Source organism: Curtobacterium sp. KBS0715, from assembly GCF_005938005.2.
GTDB lineage: Bacteria > Actinomycetota > Actinomycetes > Actinomycetales > Microbacteriaceae > Curtobacterium > Curtobacterium flaccumfaciens.
The window spans coordinates 2087423-2108946 of record NZ_VCCA02000001.1; the positions used below are offsets into that span (position 1 = coordinate 2087423).

Here is a 21524-nt window from a genome sequence, read left to right on the forward strand (position 1 = left end):
GAACCCCGCGGCATGTTCGCGGGGTTCTGTCGCTTTCGTGTGTCGGACGGGAGGCCCGTGACGGCGCCGTCACGGGCCTCCCGTCCGTCCCGGGGTCGCGTCGACGGCCGAGGATGCGGAGCGTCAGCATCTGCTGCTCGCGAAAGCGACCGTGTGCTGCCGAACGGTGGCGGCACACTGTCGCTTTCGCGACGGTGTCGGCGCTGTCGGGCGAGACAGTGTCGCTCTGGCGGCACACCGCCCGTGCAGCGTCCGCCCCGGCCCCTACTGGTCGTAGGACAGGGTGACCGTGTCGCCGCGGTAGACGGTGGCGCCGGCCCCCGGGTCGGTGCCGGTGACGGGCAGCGACGACTTCCAGTCGTAGAAGCCGCAGAGGATGTTCGTGCAGTCGGGCACGGAGACCTTGAGGCCGAGGTCCTCGAGGGTCTTCGTCGCCTCGTTGATCGTCGCCCCGACGACGCCGTCCTCGGGCACGGTGATCGGCGTCGGCCCCTTCGACACGACGACGTCCACCGCGGACCCGCGCACGGCTGGGGAGTCCTGCACGGCGGCGGAGACGATCTGGCCCGCTGGCACGGTCTCGCTGTACTCCTCGGTGCGGGCGCCGAGGATCAGTCCGACGTCATCGAGTGCAGCGGCGGCCTCGTCGGCCGTCTTGCCGACCACGTCGGGTACGGGGCCGAGCGAGACGGTCAGCGTGACCGGCCCGGTCTCGCCGTAGGCCTTCACCGTCGTGAGGTCGAGCGGCTTGCCGCCGGACGCGCGACCGGTCGCCGCGACCACGGTGTCCTTCGGGGCGTCGGCGGAGAACTCGTACCGGTCGTCCTGCAGCTCGAAGTCGTCGTCGAGCGCGGCCGTCACGGTGGAGAGCGGCTGCCCGACGATCGCCGGCAGCGGGATCATCCGGGGGCCGTTCGACACGACGATCTGCACCGCCGTGCCCTTCTGCACCTCGCGCTTCGGGGCGGGCTTGGTCGTGGAGACCTGCCCCTTCGCGACGACGGCGTCGAACCGTGTCCCGGTCTTCGACGCCGCCTGCAGGCCCTGTGCTTCGAGCAGCTGCCGGGCCTGCGAGACCGACTTGCCCGTGACTTCCGGGATCCGCACGTTGCCACCCGGCCCCGGGCCGAAGTACCAGCCGAAGCCGGCGCCGATCAGCGCGAGCACGACGACCACGGACAGCAGGATCCAGCCGCGCTTCCGTCGCTTCGCCGACTGGTCGGCGAGCCGCTGTCCGGCGGGGGAGAGCACGCCCGGCTGGGCGCCGGTCCGACGGGGTCCCGGGGCGTTGCCGCGCGCACGGGCGGGTGCTCGACCGCGGTCGCCGGTGTCGCGGTCGCCGGACCGGTCGATTATGGCGGTCTCGTCCGCACCTGCGGCTCCTGCGGCCGCTGCCGCGCCGAGCGTGCCGGCGCCACCCGAGGGCAGGATCGCGGTGCCGTTCTCGGGCCGGAGCACGGCGGTGCGGTACTGGCCGGTCGCACGCTGCTGGTTGCCCGCCATGTGGTCGAGCATCTCGCGGGCGTCGCGGGGGCGGTCCTCGGGGTCGCGTGCGGTCGACCAGGCGACCAGCTCGTCGAGCTCCGGCGGCACCCCGGACACGGCGGCGCTCGGTGCCGGCACGGAGTCGTTGGCGTGCTGGTACGCGATCTGCATCGGCTGCTCGCCCTTGTAGGGCTGCTCGCCGGTGAGCATCTCGTACAGCATGATGCCGAGCGCGTAGATGTCGCTGCGCGAGTCGGCGGCGCCGCGGGTCACGAGCTCGGGGGACAGGTAGGCGATCGTGCCGAGCAGGGCCGCGCCGGTCGCCGTGTTCGCGGTCGTGGCCCGGGCCAGGCCGAAGTCGCCGAGCTTGATGCGGCCGTCGTCGGCGAGCAGGACGTTCTCGGGCTTCAGGTCGCGGTGCACGATCCCGGCGCGGTGGGCCGAGGCGAGGCCGGCCAGCACGGCGCGCAGGATGTCGGTCGCCTGCTCGGGCGTCAGGGCGTGGTGCTCTTGCAGCAGGTCCCGGAGCGTGATGCCGGGGATGTACTCCATGACGATGTAGGCGATCTCGCCCTCGGCGCCCTGGTCGTACACGCCCACCAGGTTCGGGTGCGACAGCCGGGCCGCCGACCGGGCTTCCTGGATGAAGCGCTCACGGAAGGCCTGGTCGTCGGCCAGGTGCCCGTGCATGATCTTGATCGCGACGCGTCGCTCGAGGCGCACGTCGGTCGCGAGGTAGACGGTCGCCATGCCCCCGCGCGCGATGCGGGAGCGGACGCGGTACCGCTGATCGATCATGCGACCGATCATCGGATCCGTGGCGGCGTTGGTGGTCATCGGCGGCATTCTACGAATCGGAACCGCACTCGGACGCACCGGCGCACCGCCCGTGACCCAATCTCGATCTTCCGGATGAGGCTCAGAGCGTCGCCAGCCAGCCCTCGGCGGCGCTCGCCCAGGTGGCGTAGGCCTTCGGGTAGGCGGAGAGCTGCACGGCCTGGGCCGCGTCGGTGATGCTCATCGAGGACCAACCGGGCACGTCGAGCAGGCCGCGGGTCTTGCCGGCGTTCGGGTTGTGTCGCCCGCCGAAGAACAGCGCGGTGGCGTGCGCCGGGTCCTGCAGCTTCAGCGCGCTGCCCCAACCCTGGCTCGGACGCTGCTGGAAGAGGCCGACCGAGTCGCGGTCGCCGTGCGGCAGGTTCCGGAGGCTCGACTCCTGCATCGCGGCGGCGAGGGCCACGACGATGCCGCGGTCCGGGACGCCCAGTGATCGACCGACGGCCACGATGGTCGCGGCGTTCTGGCGCTGCTCGGCGCTCAGGCCGACGGCACCGCTGACCGCCGCACTCGCCGAGACCGCTGGTGCGGCGGTGGCGTTCGACGACGGGATGACGAGCGTCTTGCCGGCGTAGATCGTGCTCGTGTACGACAGGCCGTTCGCCGACAGGAGCGACTTGACGGAGACGTGGTGCGCGGCGGCGATCGAGGCGACGGTGTCGCCGGCGCTGATCTTCACGCTCGTCTTCGTCGACGGGGCCGAGGCGGTGGACACCGACGGCGTCGACGACGTGCCGTGCGGCACCCGGAGCGTCTGCCCGGGGTAGATGACGCTGCGCTGCGACAGCTTGTTCGCGCTGAGGAGCGCCGTGGTCGACACGCCGACGCGGGACGCGATGGCGGAGACGGTGTCGCCCTGCTTCACGTGGTAGTTCGAGGTGTCCGAGCCGGAGCCGCCGGTCGACCCGGAGGTCCGCACCGATGCGGTGGTGACGGCGGGCGTCGATGCGAGGTGGAGCGTCTGCCCGGGGTGGATGATCGTGTTCCAGCCGAGGCCGTTGCGCACGAGGATCTCCTGCGCCGACAGGCCGAAGCGGGCGGCGATGCCCGAGACCGTGTCGCCGTGGCGGACGGTGTAGTTCGTGGGCACAGCGGTCGTGGGGGCCTTCGTGGTGGCGGCGACCGTCCGCACGACGGTCTGCGTCGGCCGGGCGACGGCGGTGCCGAACACCGGGCGGTCGGTCACGGCGCGGTCCTGGTCGACGTGGCGCTTGTGGTTCGCGTCGGCGTGGTCGTGCCGCGGCTCGACGTGCGCGATCGGGCCGGTCAGGCCGGCGGTCACGGCGATCGTGCCCGCGAGGACGATGGGCATGGTGGCGAACCGGGCGGATCGTGCGCGCCGGGCGACTTCGTCTGCAGCGTGGTCCACGGGTTTCTCCTGATCTCGACTGAGCCGTGCGCACGCATGCGCGCACTCACAGGTGCCACAACGCTGGCATGGCCTGATTCCCAAGTCAACCAGAGAGTCAGATGGGGTGGATGTGACGAATGTGACGAACGAGGCGGATTCACTCCGGCGGTCACTCTGGCACCATGGGCGTGTGAGTGCCGCACCCGCCGACGACCTGTCCCTCTCCGAACGCTGGCTGACCGTCCCCGAGCTGGTGGACATGTTCAGCACGAGCCCCGGACGGATCCACCGACTCTTCGAGCAGAAGACCCTGCTGGCAGCCCGCGTCGGCGGTGTGCTGCGCGTGCCGGTCGAGTTCCTCGAGGACGGGGAGCCGATGCCCGAGCTCCGCGGCACGCTGATCGTGCTCGGCGACAACGGCTTCACCGACGACGAGGCGGTGCGCTGGATGCTCACCGTCGACGACGCGATGGGCACCACGCCGATCGCGGCGCTCCGCGCCGGCCGCAAGGCCGAGGTGCGTCGCGTCGCCCAGTCGCTGCTCTAGACGCCATCAGGACGGACAGGAGGCCCGTGGCGGTGTCGCCACGGGCCTCCTGTCTGTCCTTGCCTCGCGTCTAGGACGACCGGCGGCTGACCGTGTCGGCCAGCGACGCGAGCTGTTCGCGCGCCGACGGCGTCAGCGGCGAGGCGTCGAGCGCCGCCTTGGCGCGCTGGACGTGCCGCTCGATCGACCGCTCCACGGCGGCCACGGCGCCGGACTCGGTGAGGGTCGCGCGGAGCATCTGCACCTGCTCCTCGTCGAGGTCGGGGTCTCCGAGGAGCTCGTCCAGGAGCTGCCGCGGGCCGTTCGCCAGCGTCTTGCGCGCCGAGGCGATGAGGACGGTGCGCTTGCCCTCGCGCAGGTCGTCGCCGGCCGGCTTGCCGGTGACCTCGGGATCGCCGAAGACCCCGAGCATGTCGTCGCGGAGCTGGTACGCCACGCCGAGGGGGAGTCCGAAGGCGCGGAGGCCCTCGAGCTGTGAGTCGCTCGCGCCGGCGACGAGGGCACCGATGACCAGCGGGGCCTCGATCGAGTACTTCGCCGACTTGAAGACGATGACGCGCTGGGCGCGGAGCAGGTGCTCGGACTCGTCGATGACCGGCCAGGCGGTCTCCTCGTGCACGTCGAGGTACTGCCCCGCCGTGACGTCGAGGCGCATCGCGTGGAACTCCTGGCGGACGATGCGGGCCCGCACCGGGTCGAGGAGCGCGAGGCCCTCGTCGAAGACCGAGTCGCTCAGCGAGAGCAGCAGGTCGCCGAGGAGCAGCGCGGAGTTCGTGCCGTACTGCCCGCGGTCGCCGACGAAGCCGGACTCCTCGTGCAGGGACTCGAAGCGGCGGTGCGCGGCCGGACGCCCGCGGCGGGTGTCCGAGCGGTCCATGATGTCGTCGTGCACCAGGGCGGCGGCGTGGAAGACCTCGAGCGCGGCGGCGACCGTGACGACCGCCTCGGCGGTGGTCTGCCGGGACCCTTCGGCCAGCGGGTCGAACGAGCCCGAACGGCCCGCCACCGACTGCCATCCCCAGTAGCAGAACAGTGCCCGGAAGCGCTTGCCGCCGGACAACAGGTCTCGTGCGTACCGGTCGAACGGCGCGAGGTCGGGGCTGATCGCGAGGAGCCGTTCACGCTGCTCGTCGAGTGCCCGGTCGATACGCGCCGATACGAGGTCCACTAATCGCGTACTCTCAGCCACGATCCCTACCCTAGTGGAGTGGTCGAGGCATAGAATCGGTCCACTCAACCCGCGTTTTTCAACCCCGCGTCGATCCCAGGAACAGAGGGAACCAAGATGCCGCTCTCGGAACAGGAGCAGCGCCTTCTCGAAGAGATGGAGCGCAGCCTCTACCAGAACGATTCCGATTTCGTGGCTCGTGTCACACGTCGACAGGGTCGTCCGACGTACACAGCCATCACGCTCGGGGTCCTCGGCGCACTCGCCGGGGTCGCCATCGTCATCGTCGGCCTCGTCATCAAGGCGCCGCTGCTGGGCATCCTCGGCTTCGTCGTGATGCTCGCCGGTGTCCTGTTCGCGCTGCGCCCGGGCATGCGTGCCCCGAAGGCGAAGCCCGCTCGACCGGGCAAGCCCGCGTCCGGTGGGTCGGCGCGTCCGTCCACCGGTGGCGGCGGGTCCTTCATGGACCGGATGAACGAGCGCTGGGACAAGCGCAACGACCAGAGCTAGTAAACGATCAGAGTCAGTAGCTGACAGGAGTCGTCAGGACTCCCTCCACACTCCTCCACGGGGTCGGCCTTCGGGTCGGCCCCGTTTCGTGTTTCCGGGGGCGGGATCGTGCCGCGCGAGTGGTCACGACACGCCGCGTGCGGGTTGCCGAGGGTGCGGGAACTGTCGGCCGGGGCCCGCGCAAGCGACGGTTCGTGACCACTCGGCGTCGCGGCGGCGGGCATGTCGTGACCGTGCGCTGGCCGGCAGCCGGGCGTGGTGGGGTCGACCATGCGCCCGCGTGGGCACCGCGGCGAGGGTGGGGCGGGCCTCCAGGCCGGGGTGGACCGTCGCCGCGTGCGTGCGCGAGTGGTCACGACATGCCGCGTGCGGGTCGCCGAAGGTGCGGGAACAGTCGGCTGGGGCCGGCGCGGGCGACGGTCGGTGACCACTCGGGGTGGTGGCGGCGGCACGTCGTGACCGCGCGCTGACCGGAAGCCGGGCGTGGCGGGGCCGACCCCGAACCCGCGGCGCGCCCCGGGGCGCTCCACCGGCTGCGAAAGTCCTCCACTTTCCTCCACGCCATCCCCGGTGCTGTCGAACCGCATGATTCCGGGCCTCGGGGGTCGTCGCTGCCTGGTCCATTCCGGTCTGCGTGCCCCCAGTAGGGGTGTCGCGGGCCGAAAAGGGAGCGGAAACCTGGGCGTGGGGAGGGGAGTGGAGTAAAGTGGGGCTCGCAACGGTCCGGTGGAGCGGAGGGGAGGCCCGACGTGCTGCTCGGTACTCATGCCCCGAAGCTCGACGAGAAGGGTCGCGTGATCCTCCCCGCCAAGTTCCGGGACGAACTGTCCGGCGGGCTCGTGATGACCCGCGGCCAGGAACGCTGCGTCGTGGTCTTCAGTGCCCGGACGTTCGAGGAACTCCACGAGCGCATCCGGACCGCCCCGATGACGTCGAAGCGCACCAGGGACTACATGCGTCTGTTCCTCTCGGGGGCCAGCGCCGAACAGCCCGACAAGCAGAACCGCGTGACGATCCCGCAGAACCTCCGCGAGTACGCGGGGCTCGAACGGGACCTCACGGTCATCGGCAGCGGTGACCGTGCCGAGATCTGGTCCACCCCCGCGTGGGAGGCCTACTACGCCGAAGCCGAAGAGGCATTCGCCGACAACGACGAGGAGGTGATCCCGGGGATCTTCTGATCCGCGGATCGGGACTCCCAGCCGTGAAGCCCTGACGCCACTTCCCCGGTGTCAGGTCGCATGGATGGGGATCCGGACCCACGGCCCAGGAGACGAGGGGCTGCACATGGCCGACAACGACAACGAGACGCCACGCTTCCCGCACACGCCGGTGATGCTCCAGCGCATCGTCGACCTGTTCACGCCGACGCTCGAGGGCCCGGGCAAGGTCGTCGTCGACGCCACGCTCGGCATGGGCGGCCACTCCGAGGGTCTGCTCGAGCGGTTCCCGGAGCTCACGCTCATCGGGCTCGACCGGGACACCGACGCACTCGGCATCGCGGGGGAGCGCCTGGCCCGCTTCGGTGACCGCGTCCGGCTCGTGCACACCGTGTACGACGGCATCGTCGACGCGATCGAGGGCGAGGGCTTCACGAAGGTCGACGGCGTGCTCTTCGACCTCGGCGTGAGCTCGCTGCAGCTCGACCGGGCCGAGCGCGGGTTCGCGTACAGCCAGGACGCCCCGCTCGACATGCGGATGGACCGGACCGAGGGGCAGACCGCCGCCGACGTCCTGGCCACCTACGACGAGGGCGAACTCCGCCGCATCTTCCAGCGCTACGGCGAGGAGAAGCTGGCCGGCCGCTACGCCCGAGCGATCGTCGAGCGGCGGGCGACGAAGCCGTTCGAGATGTCCGGCGACCTGGTCCAGGTGCTGCACGACGCGACCCCGGTCGCCATCCAGCGCCAGGGGCACCCCGCCAAGCGCGTCTTCCAGGCGCTCCGCATCGAGGTCAACGCCGAACTCAGCGTGCTCGAGCGGGCGATCCCGGCGGCGCTCGACGCCATCGCGGTCGGCGGTCGGATCGTCGTCGAGTCGTACCAGTCCCTCGAGGACCGCATCGTCAAGCGGGCACTGGTGGAGCGCACGAAGTCGAGCGCCCCCGCCGGCCTGCCGGTGGAGCTGCCCGAGCACGCCCCCACCTTCTCCCTGATCGTCAAGGGCGCCGAGCTGGCCGACGAGGCCGAACGCGCCGCCAACCCCCGAGCAACCCCCGTGCGCCTGCGCGCGGCCGAGCGGATCCGGAACTGACATGAGCACGAACCTCGCACTCGTCGACCCTGCGGTCGTCCCGTCGCGGGCCCCGCGCCCCGACCGTCAGCACCGCCCCGAGCTGGTCGAGGTCACCCCGACCGCGGCCCAGCGCCGGGCACGCCCCCGCATCGGGTACGCCGTGGTGGCCGTCGCCGCGCTCGGGATCCTGCTGCTGGCCCAGCTCGGCATCAGCATGGTGCTCAGCCAGGGCGCCTACACGCTCAACTCGCTGTCGGCCGAGCAGACGAACCTGTCCCGCACGCAGCAGTCGCTGTCCGAGCAGCTCCGGGTCCTCGACTCGCCGCAGAACCTGGCCCGCAACGCCCAGTCGCTCGGCATGATCGCCAACTCGACGCCGGTGTACCTCGACCCGAAGACCGGTCGTGTGTACGGCACGCCGACCCCGGCGAAGCCCGACGAGGCCACGGCGTCCACCGAGAACCAGGTGCCGAACTCGCTGCTGAGCGACGTGCCGCTGGCCACGAAGCCGGGGGACACCTCCACCAGCAAGGAGACCGGCACGACGGACACGACGGACACGACGGGCACCACGGGATCCGCCGACGGCACCGCGCCGTCCGAGAAGACGAGCGGCACCGCCACGTCTGAGAAGACGAGCGGCGCCAGCGCGTCGGACCAGGGGACGGCGAAGTCGTCCGTAGAGTCCGACGCGAACCCGCTCCAGGCGCCCTCCACCCGGTGACCAGCGGGTCCGCCGCACCCTCAGCACCGCCCGGGAAGGACCGCACCGCGTGACGAAGACGATCCGCAACCGACGCCTGCGCTACAGCATCGTGATGCTCGCCGTGATCGCCCTCGTCGGGGTGTTCGTGGTGCGGCTCGTCGACATCCAGGTCGTCCAGGCGTCGGAGCTGAACAAGGCGTCCGCCCAGAAGCGCAGCATCCCCGTGACGATCTACGGCACCCGCGGGTCGATCGTGGACCGCAACGGCACCGAACTCGCGGACAGCGTCACCCGGTACAACATCACGACCTCGCCGCGTCTGGTGAAGGGCTTCAAGGGCAAGCTCGGCGGCACCCGCATCAAGGACGTCAGTGTCGGCACCGCCCTGAGTGCGCTGGCGAAGGCCTCCGGCGGTGACGTCGCGACCATGCGGAAGAACATCGCCGCGAACCCGAAGTCCGACTTCGCGTACCTGGTCAAGGGCCTCGACGTGCAGCACTACGAGGCCGTGCGTGCGCTCGGCATCCCCTGGCTCTACCCGGAGCCGCAGGCGGCGCGGGTGTACCCGACGGGTGCGACGACGGGCAACCTGACCGGCTTCATGGGCACGGACGGCGCCCAGGCCGGCCTGGAGTACTCCTACAACCAGTGCCTGGCGGGCACCAACGGCTCCGAGACGTACGAGCGCGGCGAGGACGGCGTGCAGCTCCCTGGCAGCACCGTGACCACGAAGAAGGCCAAGGACGGCGGCACGCTCGAGACCACCATCGACAGCGACCTGCAGTACATGGCGCAGCAGACCATCGCGTCCGCGGCCAAGACCCTGCAGGCGGAGTCCGCGACGGCGACGGTCACGAGCGTCAAGACGGGTGAGCTGCTGGCGGTCGCGGACTACCCGACGGTCGACCCGAACGACGTCGACGCCACGACCGACAAGGGTGCCTTCGGTTCCCGTGCCCTGACGGCGTCGTACGAGCCGGGCTCCACGATCAAGGCCGCCATCGCCGCGGCACTGCTCGACCAGGGCAAGTCGAGCCCGACCGACCAGGCCGTCGTGCCGTACTCGCGCACGTTCCCCTGGGGCGGCACGATCCACGACTCCGAGTTCCACGCCACCGAGAACCTCACGCTCACCGGCATCCTGCAGAACTCGTCGAACGTCGGCATCACCGAGCTCGGCGCACGGTTGACGGCCCAGCAGCGCTTCGACTACATGAAGAAGTTCGGGCTGTTCGAGCCGGAGACGGCGATCGACTACCCGGGCCAGCCGTCGATGGACTACGGCACCACCCCGAACTGGGACCAGCAGACGAACATCAACTCGATGTTCGGCCAGGGCATCTCGACCACGGCGGTGCAGGTCGCGAGCGTGTTCCAGACCATCGCGAACGACGGTGTCCGGATCCCGCTGCACTTCGTCAAGGGCTGCACCACGGCGGACGGCAAGACGATCGACGCGCCCGACGTGCAGAAGCAGCGGGTCGTCTCCGCAGCCGCCGCCACGCAGGTCACCGGCATGCTGCAGAGCGTCGTCACGGGGGGCACGCTGGTGGGCATGAAGCCGATCTCCGGCTACAACATCGCCGCGAAGACGGGGACCGCCGAGGTGGCCGAGGGGTCGCAGGGCTACGGCGGTCAGCGCATCACGTCGGTGGCCGGAATGGCACCCGCCGAAGACCCCCAGTATGTTGTCACGGTGACGTTCACGAAGCCGCAGACCAACAAGTGGTCCAGCGGAGCGGCTCCGGCGTTCCGCACACTCATGTCCCAGGTGCTCGAGAAGTACCGAGTAGCCCCCTCCGCGTCCGAGGCGAAGCTCTACCCGTCCACGTGGTGAGGAAGAAGGAACACTTGTCCGCACGGATCCCCCCGGTCCTCCGACCCGAACACCCGACCCCGAGGGCCGTCTCCGAACTCGCCAACGCGTTCGGTCTGCGAGTCGTCGGCTCGGTCGACAGCATCGAGACCACCGGTGTCACGCTGAGCGCCACCGAGGTGCAGCCGGGTGACCTGTTCGTCGGCGTGCACGGTGCGAACCGGCACGGCGCACAGTTCGCGACGGAGGCCGCCGAGCGTGGCGCCGTCGCCGTCCTGACCGACCAGGACGGCGTCGCCCTGGTCGAGCCGTCCGGGCTGCCGGTGCTCGTCGTCGACGACCCCCGCGCCGCCCTCGGCGACGTCGCGGCGTGGGTCTACCGCACGCACCCCGACGAGGCCACCGACCTGCCGCAGCTGTTCGCCGTCACCGGCACGAACGGCAAGACGAGCACGTCGTACATCCTCGAGGGCATCCTCAAGCAGCTCGGCCTGGTCACCGGCCTGAGCTCGACCGCGGAGCGCCACATCGGTTCGCTCAGCGTGACGAGCCGCCTGACCACGCCCGAGGCCAGCGAGATGCACGCGCTCCTCGCCCGCATGCGCGAGAGCGAGGTCCGTGCGGTCGCCGTCGAGGTCAGCGCACAGGCCCTCAGCCGGCACCGCGTCGACGGCATCGTCTTCGACGTCGCGGCCTTCACGAACCTGTCGCACGACCACCTCGACGACTACGCCGACATGGAGGAGTACTACCAGGCGAAGCTCCCGCTGTTCCAGCCCGAGCACGCCCGTCGCGGCGTCGTCTCGCTGGACACCGACTGGGGCCACCGCGTGGTGCAGGACTCCCGCATCCCCGTGACCACGATCACGGTGCACCCGGACGTCGAGGCCGAGTGGCACGTCGACATCGTCGAGGCGCACGCCGCCTACACCGAGTTCCGTCTGACCGGCCCCGAGGGTCGCGAGCTGACGACCCGTGTGCCGCTGATCGGCTGGCACATGGCGGCGAACGCGGCACTCGCGATCGTCATGCTCGTCGAGGGCGGGTTCGAGCTCGGTGCCATCGCGCACGCGCTCGAGTCGGGCCACCGCCGCTACCCGGACGAGGACGACGCGAGCGAGCGCGACGGCGAGCCGCACCGCGTCTCCGCCATCGAGTGCTACCTGCCCGGCCGCACCGAGCGCGTCTCCGGCGAGCACGGCCCGAGCGTCTACGTCGACTTCGGTCACAGTGCCGACGCCTTCGAGAACACCCTCGCCGCGGTCCGGCAGTTCACCTCCGGCAAGGTCCTCATGCTGTTCGGCGCCGACGGCGACCGCGACACCACGAAGCGCGGCGACATGGCCCGCGTGGCCGCGGCCGGCAGCGACATCCTGGTCGTCACCGACCACCACCCGCGCTTCGAGGACGCCGCATCGATCCGGAAGACCCTGGTCGACGCCGCACGTGCCGCCTTCCCGGACCACGAGATCCACGAGGTCAGCCCGCCCGAGGCCGCGATCCGCACGGCCGTGAGCCTGGTCGGCGAGGGGGACTCGATCCTCTGGGCCGGCCCAGGGCACCAGGACTACCGCGACATCCAGGGCGTCCGCACGCCCTACTCCGCCCGTGACGAGGCCCGCGCGGCCCTGCGCGAGGCCGGCTGGGAGCCGAACTCCGGTCCGGCGGAGGACGTCCGATGATCGCCATGACCCTCGCCGAGATCGCCACCGCGGTCGGCGGCGAGCTGATCGGCGGCGCGCAGGCGACCGACGTCGCCGAGCCCGGCGACCTGGTCGTCGAGGGCTCGGTCGAGACCGACTCGCGCCTGGTCCGCCCCGGCAGCGTCTTCTTCGCCCTGCCCGGTGAGGTCACCGACGGCCGACGCTTCGTGGCCGCGGCCGTCGACGCCGGTGCCGCCCTGGTGATCACGCCCGAGCGCGTGGACACGACCGCGCCGCAGATCGTCGTCGCAGACGGGTACGAGGCCCTCGCCGCGCTCGCGCACGAGGTCGTCACGCGCGTCCGGATGAGCACCACGGACCGTGTCGACGCCGACGGTCGCCCGGCACCCCTGCGGGTCGTCGGCATCACCGGCTCGAACGGCAAGACGAGCACGAAGAACATGCTCCGCACGATCCTCGAGCAGCACGGCGCGACCGTCGCGCCCGAGGGGTCGTTCAACAACCACGTCGGCGCACCGATCTCGATGCTCCGCGTCACCTACGACACCCGGTACCTGGTGGTCGAGATGGGCGCGAGCGGCGTCGGCCACATCGCCAAGCTCGTCTCGATCGCCGAGCCCGACCTCGGCGTCGTCCTCAAGGTGGGCCTCGCGCACGCCGGCGAGTTCGGCGGCATCGAGGCGACACAGCGCGCGAAGTCCGAGATGGTCACCGACCTGCCCGAGACCGCGACGGCCCTGCTCAACGTCGACGACGACCGCGTCGCGTCGATGCGCGACCTGACGGCCGCGCGCGTGGTCGGCTTCGGCACGTCGGCGGAGGCCGACTACCGCATCACCGGCATCGAGACGGACCGCAGCGGCACCCGCTTCACCCTCACCGCGCCTCCAGGACAGCCTGGAGGCCCGGATCACGTCGACGTGCGCCTCGCGATCCTGGGTGAGCACCACGCCATGAACGCGTCCGCCGCGCTCACCGTCGCCCACCTGTGGGGCGTCCCGCTCGCCGACGGCGCCGCGTCGCTCGCGTCGATGACGCGCGCCGAGCGCTGGCGCATGGAGCTGCTCCAGGGCGGCCCCGAGGGCGTCACCGTGATCAACGACGCGTACAACGCGTCGCCCGACTCCACCGCGGCGGCGCTGCGGACCCTGGCGCAGATCGTGCGCCCGGGGGAGCGGACCGTCGCCGTGCTCGGTGAGATGGCCGAGCTCGGTGAGTTCTCCGTCGAGGAGCACGACCGCATCGGTCGGCTCGTCGTCCGCCTCGGCATCGGACAGCTCGTGGTCGTCGGCCGCGGCGCGATGCCCATCCACCAGGCCGCCACCCTCGAGGGATCGTGGGACGGCGAGTCCGTGTACATCGAGGACGTCGACGACGCCGTCCGTGCCATGCAGGAGATGCTCCGCCCCGGCGACGTCGTCCTCGTCAAGTCCTCGAAGTCTGCCGAACTGCGATTCCTCGGCGACCGCCTCGGAGGTGTCACCGAATGATCGCGCTCCTCATCGCCGGCGCCACGTCGCTGGTGTTCACGTTGCTGCTCACCCCGTCGTTCATCAAGCTCTTCCACCGTCTCGGGTGGGGGCAGTTCATCCGTGACGACGGTCCACAGTCCCACCACACCAAGCGCGGCACCGCCACCATGGGCGGCATCGTCCTGATCATCGGTGCCGTGATCGGGTACTTCGTCGGCCACCTCGTCGGGCGTGACTCGATCACGCTGTCCGGCCTGCTCGTGCTGTTCCTGATGGTCGGGCTGGGGTTCGTCGGCTTCATCGACGACTTCCTGAAGGTGCGGCGTCAGCGGAGCCTCGGGCTCGGCGGCTGGGCCAAGATCCTCGGCCAGGTCATCGTCGGCGTCATCTTCGCCACGATCGCCCTGGTCGTGCCGACGTCGAACGGCAAGCCCCCGGCGTCCACGATGATCTCGGCGATCCGCGACGTGCCGTGGCTCGACTTCATGGCGCTCGGCACCGTCATCGGCACCGTGCTGTTCCTCGCCTGGATCGTCCTGCTGACGGTGTCCACGTCGAACGGCGTGAACGTGGCGGACGGGCTCGACGGCCTGGCCACCGGGTCGAGCATCCTGGCGATCGGCTCGTACGTCATCATCGGCTTCTGGCAGTCGAACCAGATCTGCGGCGGCGCCCGCCTCGACTCGAACACCGCACACGCCTGCTACACCGTGTCGAACCCGCTCGACCTCGCCGTGGTCGCGGCCGCGGTCTGCGGTGGGCTCATCGGGTTCCTCTGGTACAACACCTCGCCCGCGCAGATCTTCCTCGGTGACACCGGTTCGCTCGGCCTCGGCGGCGCCCTGGCCGGCCTCGCGATCCTCAGCCGCACCGAGCTGCTGCTCGTCCTCATCGGTGGCCTGTTCTTCATCGTCACCGGCTCCGTCATCCTGCAGCGGGCCTACTTCAAGATCACCCACGGCAAGCGCATCTTCCTGATGAGTCCGCTGCACCACCACTTCGAACTGAAGGGGTGGGCCGAGGTGACCGTCGTCGTCCGCTTCTGGATCATCGCCGGGCTCTTCGTCGCGGCGGGGGTCGGACTCTTCTACCTCGAATGGATCGCACGCGTTGGTTGACCCGGTGTCCTCGCCGTCCCGCCTCCAGTCCCTCGACAGCTGGTACTCCGAGGGGTGGAAGGGACTGAACGTCGCCGTCCTCGGCCTCGGAGCCACCGGGTTCTCGGTCGCCGACACCCTCGTGGAGCTCGGCAGCGAGGTGACGGTCTACTCGTCCGACGCACCCGCCGACAGCGTCGAGCTGCTCGACGTGATCGGTGCCCGGTTCCTGCAGACGCCGCTCGACGCCGTGCCGGACGCCCTCGTGCAGCAGGCACCCGACGTGGTCATCGTGTCCCCGGGGCTGCCCCCGCACAACGCCACCGTGCAGTGGTCGGTGACGAACAGCACCGTCTGGGGTGACATCGAGCTCGCCTGGCGCGTGCGCGACAAGGTCGTCCGCGGCCCGGTCGCGGCCCCCTGGATCACGATCACGGGCACGAACGGCAAGACCACGACGACACAGCTCACGACCGCGATGTACGAGGCCGGCGGCCTGCGTGCCGTCGCGTGCGGGAACATCGGCGTGCCGGTGCTCGACGTCGTCCGCGACCCGGTCGGCTACGACGTGCTCGTCGTCGAGCTCTCGAGCCACCAGCTGCACTACGCGGCGACGTCCGGTGACGGTGCCGTGGTGCCGCTCGCGAGCGCCTGCCTGAACATCGCCGACGACCACCTGGAGTGGCACGGTTCCGCCGAGGCGTACCGCGCGGCGAAGGCCAAGGTCTACGAGCGCACCGTGATGGCATGCGTCTACAACACCTCGGACGACGCCACTCGGCGGATGGTGCAGGAGGCCGACGTGGTGGAGGGCTGCCGCGCGGTCGGCTTCACCCCCGGCGTCCCCGCTCCCGGCGACGTCGGCATCGTCGAGGACGTCCTGTGCGACCGGGCCTTCAACGAGGACCGTCGCAACAGCGCGCTCGAGCTGTCGACCATCGCCGACCTCGAGGCCGCCGGACTCGCCAGTCCGCACATGACCATGAACGTCCTGGCCGCCGCTGCGCTGGCCCGTGCCGGCACCGTCCAGCCGAGCGCCATCCAGTCGGCGGTCCGGGCGTTCCGCGCCGACCACCACCGCACCGAGCTCGTGGCCCAGGCGGACGGCATCACCTGGGTCGACGACTCCAAGGCCACGAACCCGCACGCCGCCACCGCGTCGCTCGCGTCGTTCGACACCGTCGTGTGGATCGTCGGCGGCCTGTTCAAGGGCGTCGACGTCGACGGTCTGGTCGAGCGCTTCGGCCCCGGCGTCCGCGCCGTCGTGGTGATCGGCACCGACCGGACCCCGGTCCTCGAGGCATTCGCGCGACACGCGTCCACGGTCCCGGTGCTCCAGGTGGAGACGACGGACACTGATCAGGTCATGCGCGAGGCGGTCCGGCATGCCGCATCGGTCGCGAGGCCGGGCGACACCGTCCTCCTCGCCCCGGCGGCGGCGTCGTTCGACCAGTTCGGCTCCTACGCCGACCGGGGGCAGCGTTTCGCGGCCGCGGTCAACGAGCACCTGGGAGGAGAAGTCGATGGCGACGACACCGACGGATCTTCCGAACAGCCGTAACGGCCGGACCGCGTCGACCCCACGACGGACCAACGGCGCGATCGTCGCCGTCAAGAACGTCTTCGTCGCGGAGTCCAGCACCTTCTACACGATCCTCGGCGTCACGCTGTTCCTCGTCGTCTTCGGCGTCGTGATGGTGCTGTCCTCGTCGAGCGTCGAGGAGTACGCGGCGACCCACGACTTCTTCGGGGCGGCGTCCCGTCAGGGCCTGTACGCCGTGCTCGGCGTGCCGCTCATGCTCATCGCCAGCCGGGTCCCGACCCGGATCTGGCGCAAGTGGGCGATGCGGCTGCTCGGCGCGGCGCTCGTGCTGCAGCTGCTGGTGTTCACCCCGCTCGGCATCGACATCCAGGGCAACCGGAACTGGATCGAGCTCGGGTCGTTCACCGCGCAGCCGTCCGAGGTCGTGAAGCTCGGCCTGGTGCTCGGCATCGGCGCCATCATCTACGTCAAGCGGGACAAGCTCGACGACTGGAAAGAGGTGTTCATCCCGATCGGGATCGCCTCGATGCTCTCCCTCGGGCTCGTCGTCCTCGGCGGTGACCAGGGCACCGCGATGGTCATGCTCATCCTGGTGTTCGGCGCGCTGTACATCGGCGGCGTCCGCGCCCGGCACCTGCTCGTCGGCCTCGGTGCGTTCGCCGTGATGCTGCCCTTCGTGACGATGGCCTCGGCCTCGCGCTCGACCCGCATCAGCGCCTGGCTGTCCGGGTGCACCGACACCAGCCAGTACCAGGACATCTGCTGGCAGCCCGTGCACGGCATGTGGGCGCTCGCGTCCGGCGGCGTGTTCGGCGTCGGCCTCGGCAACTCGAAGGCGAAGTGGTCGTGGCTGCCCGAGGCGGACAACGACTACATCTTCGCGATCATCGGCGAGGAGCTCGGCCTGATCGGCGCCGTCGTGGTGCTCAGCCTGTTCGTGGTGCTCGCCGTCGGCATGATCAAGATCATCCGGCAGTCCCGCGACCCCTTCGTGAAGACCGTCACCGGTGGCATCCTCGCGTGGATCATCGGCCAGGCGCTCATCAACATCGCCGTCGTGCTCGGCCTGCTGCCCGTGCTCGGTGTGCCCCTACCACTCATCTCGGCCGGTGGTTCGGCCCTCATCATGACCCTGGTGGCGATCGGCGTCGTGCTCTCCTTCGCCCGTGACCTGCCCGGCAAGAACGACGCCGGCCTGACGAACGCCCCACTCGGCCGGACCTCCACGAACGGATCACTGCGGTGAGCAAGTACCTCTTCGCCGGCGGCGGCACCGCCGGCCACGTCAACCCCCTGCTCGCGGTCGCCGACCGGCTGACCGAGCGGGAGCCGGGCGCCGAGGTGCTCGTGCTGGGCACCGCCGAGGGCCTGGAGTCCCGCCTCGTCCCGATGCGCGGCTACGAGCTGCTGACGATCCCGCGCCTGCCGTTCCCCCGGAAGCTGAACGGCGCGGCCCTTCGCTTCCCGCAGCGCTTCGCGGCGGCGGTCAAGCGGACGGAGCAGATCATCCGCGACCACGAGATCGAGGTGGTCCTGGGCGTCGGTGGCTACGCGGCCGCTCCGGCGTACATCGCCGCGCGCCGCACCGGCACCCCGATCGTCGTGCACGAGCAGAACGCCAAGCCCGGGCTTGCGAACCGCCTCGCCGCGTTCCTGACCGAGCACGTCGGCCTGACCTTCTCGAACACGCGCCTGCGCCACGGCCGCGTCGTCGGCATGCCGCTCCGTCGCGAGATCGAGTCGCTCGACCGCCGTGCCGTCCGGGCCGAGGGGCTCGCCGAGTTCGGGCTCGACCCGGACCGGCCCGTGCTGCTCGTGACCGGCGGCTCCTCGGGTGCGCGGAGCATCAACCGGACGATCAACAGGTCCGCCGCCACGATCGTGGGTGCCGGCTGGCAGATCCTGCACGTCGTGGGTGCCGCCTCGGACATCGGCCCGAGCGACCTCGACGGCTACCACGTGCTGCCCTACTGCGACCGGATGGACCTGGCGTACGCCGCGAGCGACTTCGTCGTGTCGCGCTCGGGTGCCGGCATGGTGTGCGAGCTGACCGCCGTCGGGCTGCCGAGTGTGCTCGTGCCGTACCCGGTGGGCAACGGTGAGCAGCGCCACAACGCGAAGGACGTCGTCGACGCCGGAGGAGCCGTCCTGGTGGCCGACGGGGAATTCGACCAGGACTGGGTGACGTTCCAGCTGCTGAGCATCCTGCAGGACCGCTCCCGCATCGCGGACATGACCGTGCGGGCGGGCAGCGTCGGCCACCGCGACGGCGCCGACCGGATGACCGACCTGGTCCTCGATGCCGCGAAGCAGGCCCCCAGCACCACGGAGGAACGATGACCATCAAGCCGGACCTGACCCAGCCGATCCCGGACGACCTGGGCACGGTGCACTTCGTCGGCATCGGCGGCGCGGGCATGAGCGGGATCGCCCGGATGTTCCTCGCCGCCGGGCACCGCGTGACGGGCAGCGACTCCCGCGAGACGGAGACGACCGGCACGATGCGCGACCTCGGCGCGAGCGTGCACATCGGTCACGACGCGGCGAACGTCGGCCAGGCCGACACCATCGTCGTCACGAGCGCCCTCTGGCCCGACAACCCCGAGCTCCTCGAGGCGCAGCGCCGCGGTCTGCCGGTGCTCCACCGCTCGCAGGCCCTCGCCGCCCTGATCGCCGAGCACCGCCTCGTCGCGGTCGCCGGTGCGCACGGCAAGACCACCTCGACCGGCATGATCGTCACGGCGATGGTCGAGCTCGGCCTCGACCCGAGCTTCGTCAACGGCGGCGTCATCCAGTCCCTCGGCACGAGTTCGGCCCCGGGGTCCAGCGACCTGTTCGTGGTCGAGGCCGACGAGTCCGACGGCTCGTTCCTGCTCTACGACGTCGCCGTGGCCCTGGTCACCAACGTCGACGCCGACCACCTGGACCACTACGGCAGCGAGGAGGCCTTCACCGAGGCCTTCGTCGAGTTCGCCGCGAAGGCGAGCGAGCGCGTCGTCATCTCGAGCGACGACGCCGGTGCGAAGACGGTCACGGCCGGCATCCGCCAGCGCGCCGACGCCCCCGAGATCGTCACGTTCGGCGAGGCCGTCGACGCGGACGTCCGCATCGAGGGCATCACCGAGTCGGCCGGCGTCGAGGTCGACTTCCGCGCCGGTGGCGAGGCGTACCACCTGACCCTCCGCGTGCCCGGCCGGCACAACGCGATCAACGCCGTCGGGGCCTTCGCGGTCCTGACCGGTCTCGGCGTCGCCCCGGCCGACGCGATCCGCGGGCTCGAGGCCTTCGGCGGCACGCAGCGCCGCTTCGAGCTGCACGGCGTCGAGCGCGGGGTCTCGGTCTACGACGACTACGCCCACCACCCGACCGAGGTCGCCGCGGCGCTCAAGGCCGCCCGCAACGTCGTCGGCGACGGCCGCATCATCGCGATCCACCAGCCGCACCTGTACTCGCGCACCCGCCTGATGGCCGGCGACTTCGCCAAGGTGTACGAGGAGCTCGCCGACCACACGGTCGTGCTCGACGTCTACGGCGCCCGCGAGGACCCGGAGCCCGGCGTGACCGGGGCCCTGGTGCAGGAGCGTTTCGCCGACCAGTCGCGCGTCGAGTTCCTGCCCGACTGGGACGAGGCGGCGGCACGCGCGGCCGCGGTCGCCCGTGACGGCGACATCATCATGACGCTCAGCTGCGGCGACGTGTACCGGATCATCCCGCAGGTGCTCGGCGCCCTGGGCACCGACGGAGCGTCGGCCCGGTGAAGCGCCCCGAGGGGTTCGACGAGGGGGACGCCCGCAGGGACGCCCCGGCCGAGGCCGCGGAAGCGCCCCGGCAGCGTCGTGGTCCCTCGAAGCCGCGGCTCCCGTTCCGCGGACGCGTCGCCGACGACCGGGAGGCCCGCCCCGCGTCCGCCCCGGAACCCCCGGTCGACGAGACGGTCGACCCCACCCCCGCGGTCCAGCCCGACGCCGACACCTCCGGTCCCCAGCGGGACCGCGTCGGCGCCTTCGCCGGTGCGGCCGGACGCCGCTTCGGCGCCGGACTCTCCACCGTGGCGGACCGCCTGCGCGAGTACACGCCGAACGAGGACCACCGGGACCCGGAGGCCGACCGCCGCGACGCGGAACGCCGAGCCGCCACGAGCGGTGGAGCCGACCACGACGCGACCGTGACCGACGTGCTCGACGCGACCGGTGCCTCCCGGACCGACCAGCACGCCGAGGCGCCCATCGGGGCGCGGGTGCGCGCTGCCGAGACCGCGCGTGAGGCACGCATCGCGAAGCGCCGACGCCGGTTGCTCGAGCGTGCCGAGGTCCGCCGGTTCACCCGGCGCAGCCGGCACCGTCGCGCCGCGTGGATCACGGCGGCGAGCGTCGTCCTCGTGCTCGGGGTCTCGATCCTCGTCGCGGTGTTCTCACCGCTGATGGCGCTCCGCACGATCGAGATCAAGGGCACCGACCGCGTCGACGAGTCCGCGCTGCGCCAGGCGCTGTCCGACCAGATCGGCACGCCCCTGGCCCGGCTCGACTTCGACGCGATCAAGCGGGACGTCGCCGGCTTCCCGCTCATCGAGAGCTACGTGACCGAGGAAGCTCCGCCGCACACGCTCGTCGTCACGGTGACCGAGCGCACGCCGGTGGTCGCGGTGCAGTCCGGCAGCACGTTCGACCTCGTCGACCCCGCGGGCATCGTCGTGCAGTCGTCGCCGAAGCGTCCCGCCACGATGCCCCTCGCCGACATCGGCCGGGCGCGCCTCGGTTCCGCGAGCTTCCGCACCATGACCGAGGTCGTGCTGGCACTGCCGTCGACCGTGCGGTCCCAGGTGACGCGTGTCGCCGGGTCGACGGCCGACGACGTCACCCTGACCCTCAAGGACGGCTCGACCGTCGTGTGGGGGAGCCCGGACGACTCGGACGCCAAGGCCGAACTGCTCGCCGCGCTGGTCAAGGACCACGCGGCGCGGAACCCCGGCGTCGTCGTCGAGTACGACGTCTCGGCACCGGACAACGGCGTGATCCGCGCCAAGGACTGAATTGCCGGACCTGATCGGCGACACGCGGCGTGGCGGGGCGACAGTGCGCCGAACGCACCCGTAG

The 21524-nt window shown here is 71.1% G+C and carries 17 protein-coding genes; 14 read left to right on the forward strand and 3 right to left on the reverse strand.

Features of this window, described 5'->3' with window-relative positions; genetic code table 11:
- Positions 1-264: 264 nt before the first annotated feature.
- Both pknB and FFG40_RS10005 read right to left on the reverse strand, forming a co-directional pair.
- Positions 265-2322 (reverse strand): Stk1 family PASTA domain-containing Ser/Thr kinase, encoded by a 2058-nt coding sequence (gene pknB / locus FFG40_RS10000; protein ID WP_138803077.1) that lies wholly within the window; start codon positions 2320-2322, stop codon positions 265-267.
- 82 nt (positions 2323-2404) lie between these two features.
- Positions 2405-3691, reverse strand: a complete 1287-nt coding sequence (locus tag FFG40_RS10005) for a LysM peptidoglycan-binding domain-containing protein (protein WP_260678851.1) — start codon at positions 3689-3691, stop codon at positions 2405-2407.
- A 172-nt stretch (positions 3692-3863) separates the two neighbouring features.
- Between FFG40_RS10005 and FFG40_RS10010 the strand changes: the two genes are divergently transcribed.
- A complete protein-coding gene (locus FFG40_RS10010; protein WP_173033316.1) occupies positions 3864-4220 on the forward strand; it encodes an Rv2175c family DNA-binding protein in 357 nt (118 codons plus the stop codon).
- Between the two features lie 70 nt (positions 4221-4290).
- Here the strand turns inward: FFG40_RS10010 and FFG40_RS10015 are convergent, their stop codons facing one another.
- On the reverse strand, positions 4291-5409 hold the full coding sequence (locus FFG40_RS10015) for a polyprenyl synthetase family protein (protein WP_027465241.1): 1119 nt from the start codon (positions 5407-5409) through the stop codon (positions 4291-4293).
- Between the two features lie 96 nt (positions 5410-5505).
- Here FFG40_RS10015 and FFG40_RS10020 point away from each other — a divergent pair, with 96 nt between their 5' ends.
- The 13 genes from FFG40_RS10020 (at position 5506) to FFG40_RS10080 (ending at position 21460) form a co-directional block, all read left to right on the forward strand.
- Positions 5506-5898, forward strand: a complete 393-nt coding sequence (locus FFG40_RS10020) for a DUF3040 domain-containing protein (protein ID WP_071245712.1) — start codon at positions 5506-5508, stop codon at positions 5896-5898.
- A 749-nt stretch (positions 5899-6647) separates the two neighbouring features.
- Positions 6648-7079, forward strand: coding sequence for a division/cell wall cluster transcriptional repressor MraZ (gene mraZ, locus FFG40_RS10025; protein ID WP_017886616.1), 432 nt, complete (start codon positions 6648-6650; stop codon positions 7077-7079).
- 106 nt (positions 7080-7185) lie between these two features.
- Positions 7186-8151: a 16S rRNA (cytosine(1402)-N(4))-methyltransferase RsmH gene (gene rsmH / locus FFG40_RS10030; RefSeq protein ID WP_071405412.1), complete on the forward strand. Its 966-nt coding sequence runs from the start codon at positions 7186-7188 to the stop codon at positions 8149-8151.
- A gap of 1 nt (position 8152) precedes the next feature.
- On the forward strand, positions 8153-8857 hold the full coding sequence (locus tag FFG40_RS10035; RefSeq protein ID WP_138803078.1) for a hypothetical protein: 705 nt from the start codon (positions 8153-8155) through the stop codon (positions 8855-8857).
- Between the two features lie 49 nt (positions 8858-8906).
- Complete coding sequence (locus FFG40_RS10040; protein ID WP_138803079.1) at positions 8907-10676, forward strand: penicillin-binding protein 2; 1770 nt, start codon at positions 8907-8909, stop codon at positions 10674-10676.
- 14 nt (positions 10677-10690) lie between these two features.
- Positions 10691-12337, forward strand: coding sequence for a Mur ligase family protein (locus FFG40_RS10045; RefSeq protein ID WP_138803080.1), 1647 nt, complete (start codon positions 10691-10693; stop codon positions 12335-12337).
- The gene (gene murF / locus FFG40_RS10050) at positions 12334-13809 is read left to right on the forward strand and encodes a UDP-N-acetylmuramoyl-tripeptide--D-alanyl-D-alanine ligase (RefSeq protein ID WP_138803081.1); all 1476 of its coding nucleotides are present in this window, start codon (positions 12334-12336) and stop codon (positions 13807-13809) included. The genes FFG40_RS10045 and murF overlap by 4 nt, the downstream gene beginning before the upstream one ends.
- The gene (mraY, locus tag FFG40_RS10055) at positions 13806-14909 is read left to right on the forward strand and encodes a phospho-N-acetylmuramoyl-pentapeptide-transferase (RefSeq protein WP_138803082.1); all 1104 of its coding nucleotides are present in this window, start codon (positions 13806-13808) and stop codon (positions 14907-14909) included. The genes murF and mraY overlap by 4 nt, the downstream gene beginning before the upstream one ends.
- Before the next feature lie 4 nt (positions 14910-14913).
- Positions 14914-16449, forward strand: a complete 1536-nt coding sequence (murD, locus tag FFG40_RS10060; RefSeq protein ID WP_138803083.1) for a UDP-N-acetylmuramoyl-L-alanine--D-glutamate ligase — start codon at positions 14914-14916, stop codon at positions 16447-16449.
- Positions 16412-17677 carry a putative lipid II flippase FtsW gene (gene ftsW / locus FFG40_RS10065; RefSeq protein ID WP_138803084.1) on the forward strand — a complete coding sequence of 422 codons (1266 nt, stop codon included), beginning with the start codon at positions 16412-16414 and terminating at the stop codon, positions 17675-17677. Before murD ends, ftsW begins: the two co-directional genes overlap by 38 nt.
- Positions 17674-18771, forward strand: a complete 1098-nt coding sequence (gene murG, locus FFG40_RS10070; RefSeq protein ID WP_138803085.1) for an undecaprenyldiphospho-muramoylpentapeptide beta-N-acetylglucosaminyltransferase — start codon at positions 17674-17676, stop codon at positions 18769-18771. Before ftsW ends, murG begins: the two co-directional genes overlap by 4 nt.
- Entirely contained in the window at positions 18768-20189 is a 1422-nt protein-coding gene (gene murC / locus FFG40_RS10075; protein WP_138803086.1) for a UDP-N-acetylmuramate--L-alanine ligase, read from the forward strand. Before murG ends, murC begins: the two co-directional genes overlap by 4 nt.
- Positions 20186-21460 (forward strand): FtsQ-type POTRA domain-containing protein, encoded by a 1275-nt coding sequence (locus FFG40_RS10080; protein ID WP_138803087.1) that lies wholly within the window; start codon positions 20186-20188, stop codon positions 21458-21460. The genes murC and FFG40_RS10080 overlap by 4 nt, the downstream gene beginning before the upstream one ends.
- Positions 21461-21524 lie beyond the last annotated feature (64 nt).

Bases quoted from the DNA above. Each gene is read 5' to 3' on its own strand.
- ftsW (WP_138803084.1), top strand. From the start codon at position 16,412: ATGGCGACGACACCGACGGATCTTCCGAACAGCCGTAACGGCCGGACC.
- mraY (WP_138803082.1), top strand. From the start codon at position 13,806: ATGATCGCGCTCCTCATCGCCGGCGCCACGTCGCTGGTGTTCACGTTG.
- rsmH (WP_071405412.1), top strand. From the start codon at position 7,186: ATGGCCGACAACGACAACGAGACGCCACGCTTCCCGCACACGCCGGTG.
- murF (WP_138803081.1), top strand. From the start codon at position 12,334: ATGATCGCCATGACCCTCGCCGAGATCGCCACCGCGGTCGGCGGCGAG.
- murC (WP_138803086.1), top strand. From the start codon at position 18,768: ATGACCATCAAGCCGGACCTGACCCAGCCGATCCCGGACGACCTGGGC.
- pknB (WP_138803077.1), bottom strand. From the start codon at position 2,322: ATGACCACCAACGCCGCCACGGATCCGATGATCGGTCGCATGATCGAT.
- FFG40_RS10020 (WP_071245712.1), top strand. From the start codon at position 5,506: ATGCCGCTCTCGGAACAGGAGCAGCGCCTTCTCGAAGAGATGGAGCGC.
- FFG40_RS10035 (WP_138803078.1), top strand. From the start codon at position 8,153: ATGAGCACGAACCTCGCACTCGTCGACCCTGCGGTCGTCCCGTCGCGG.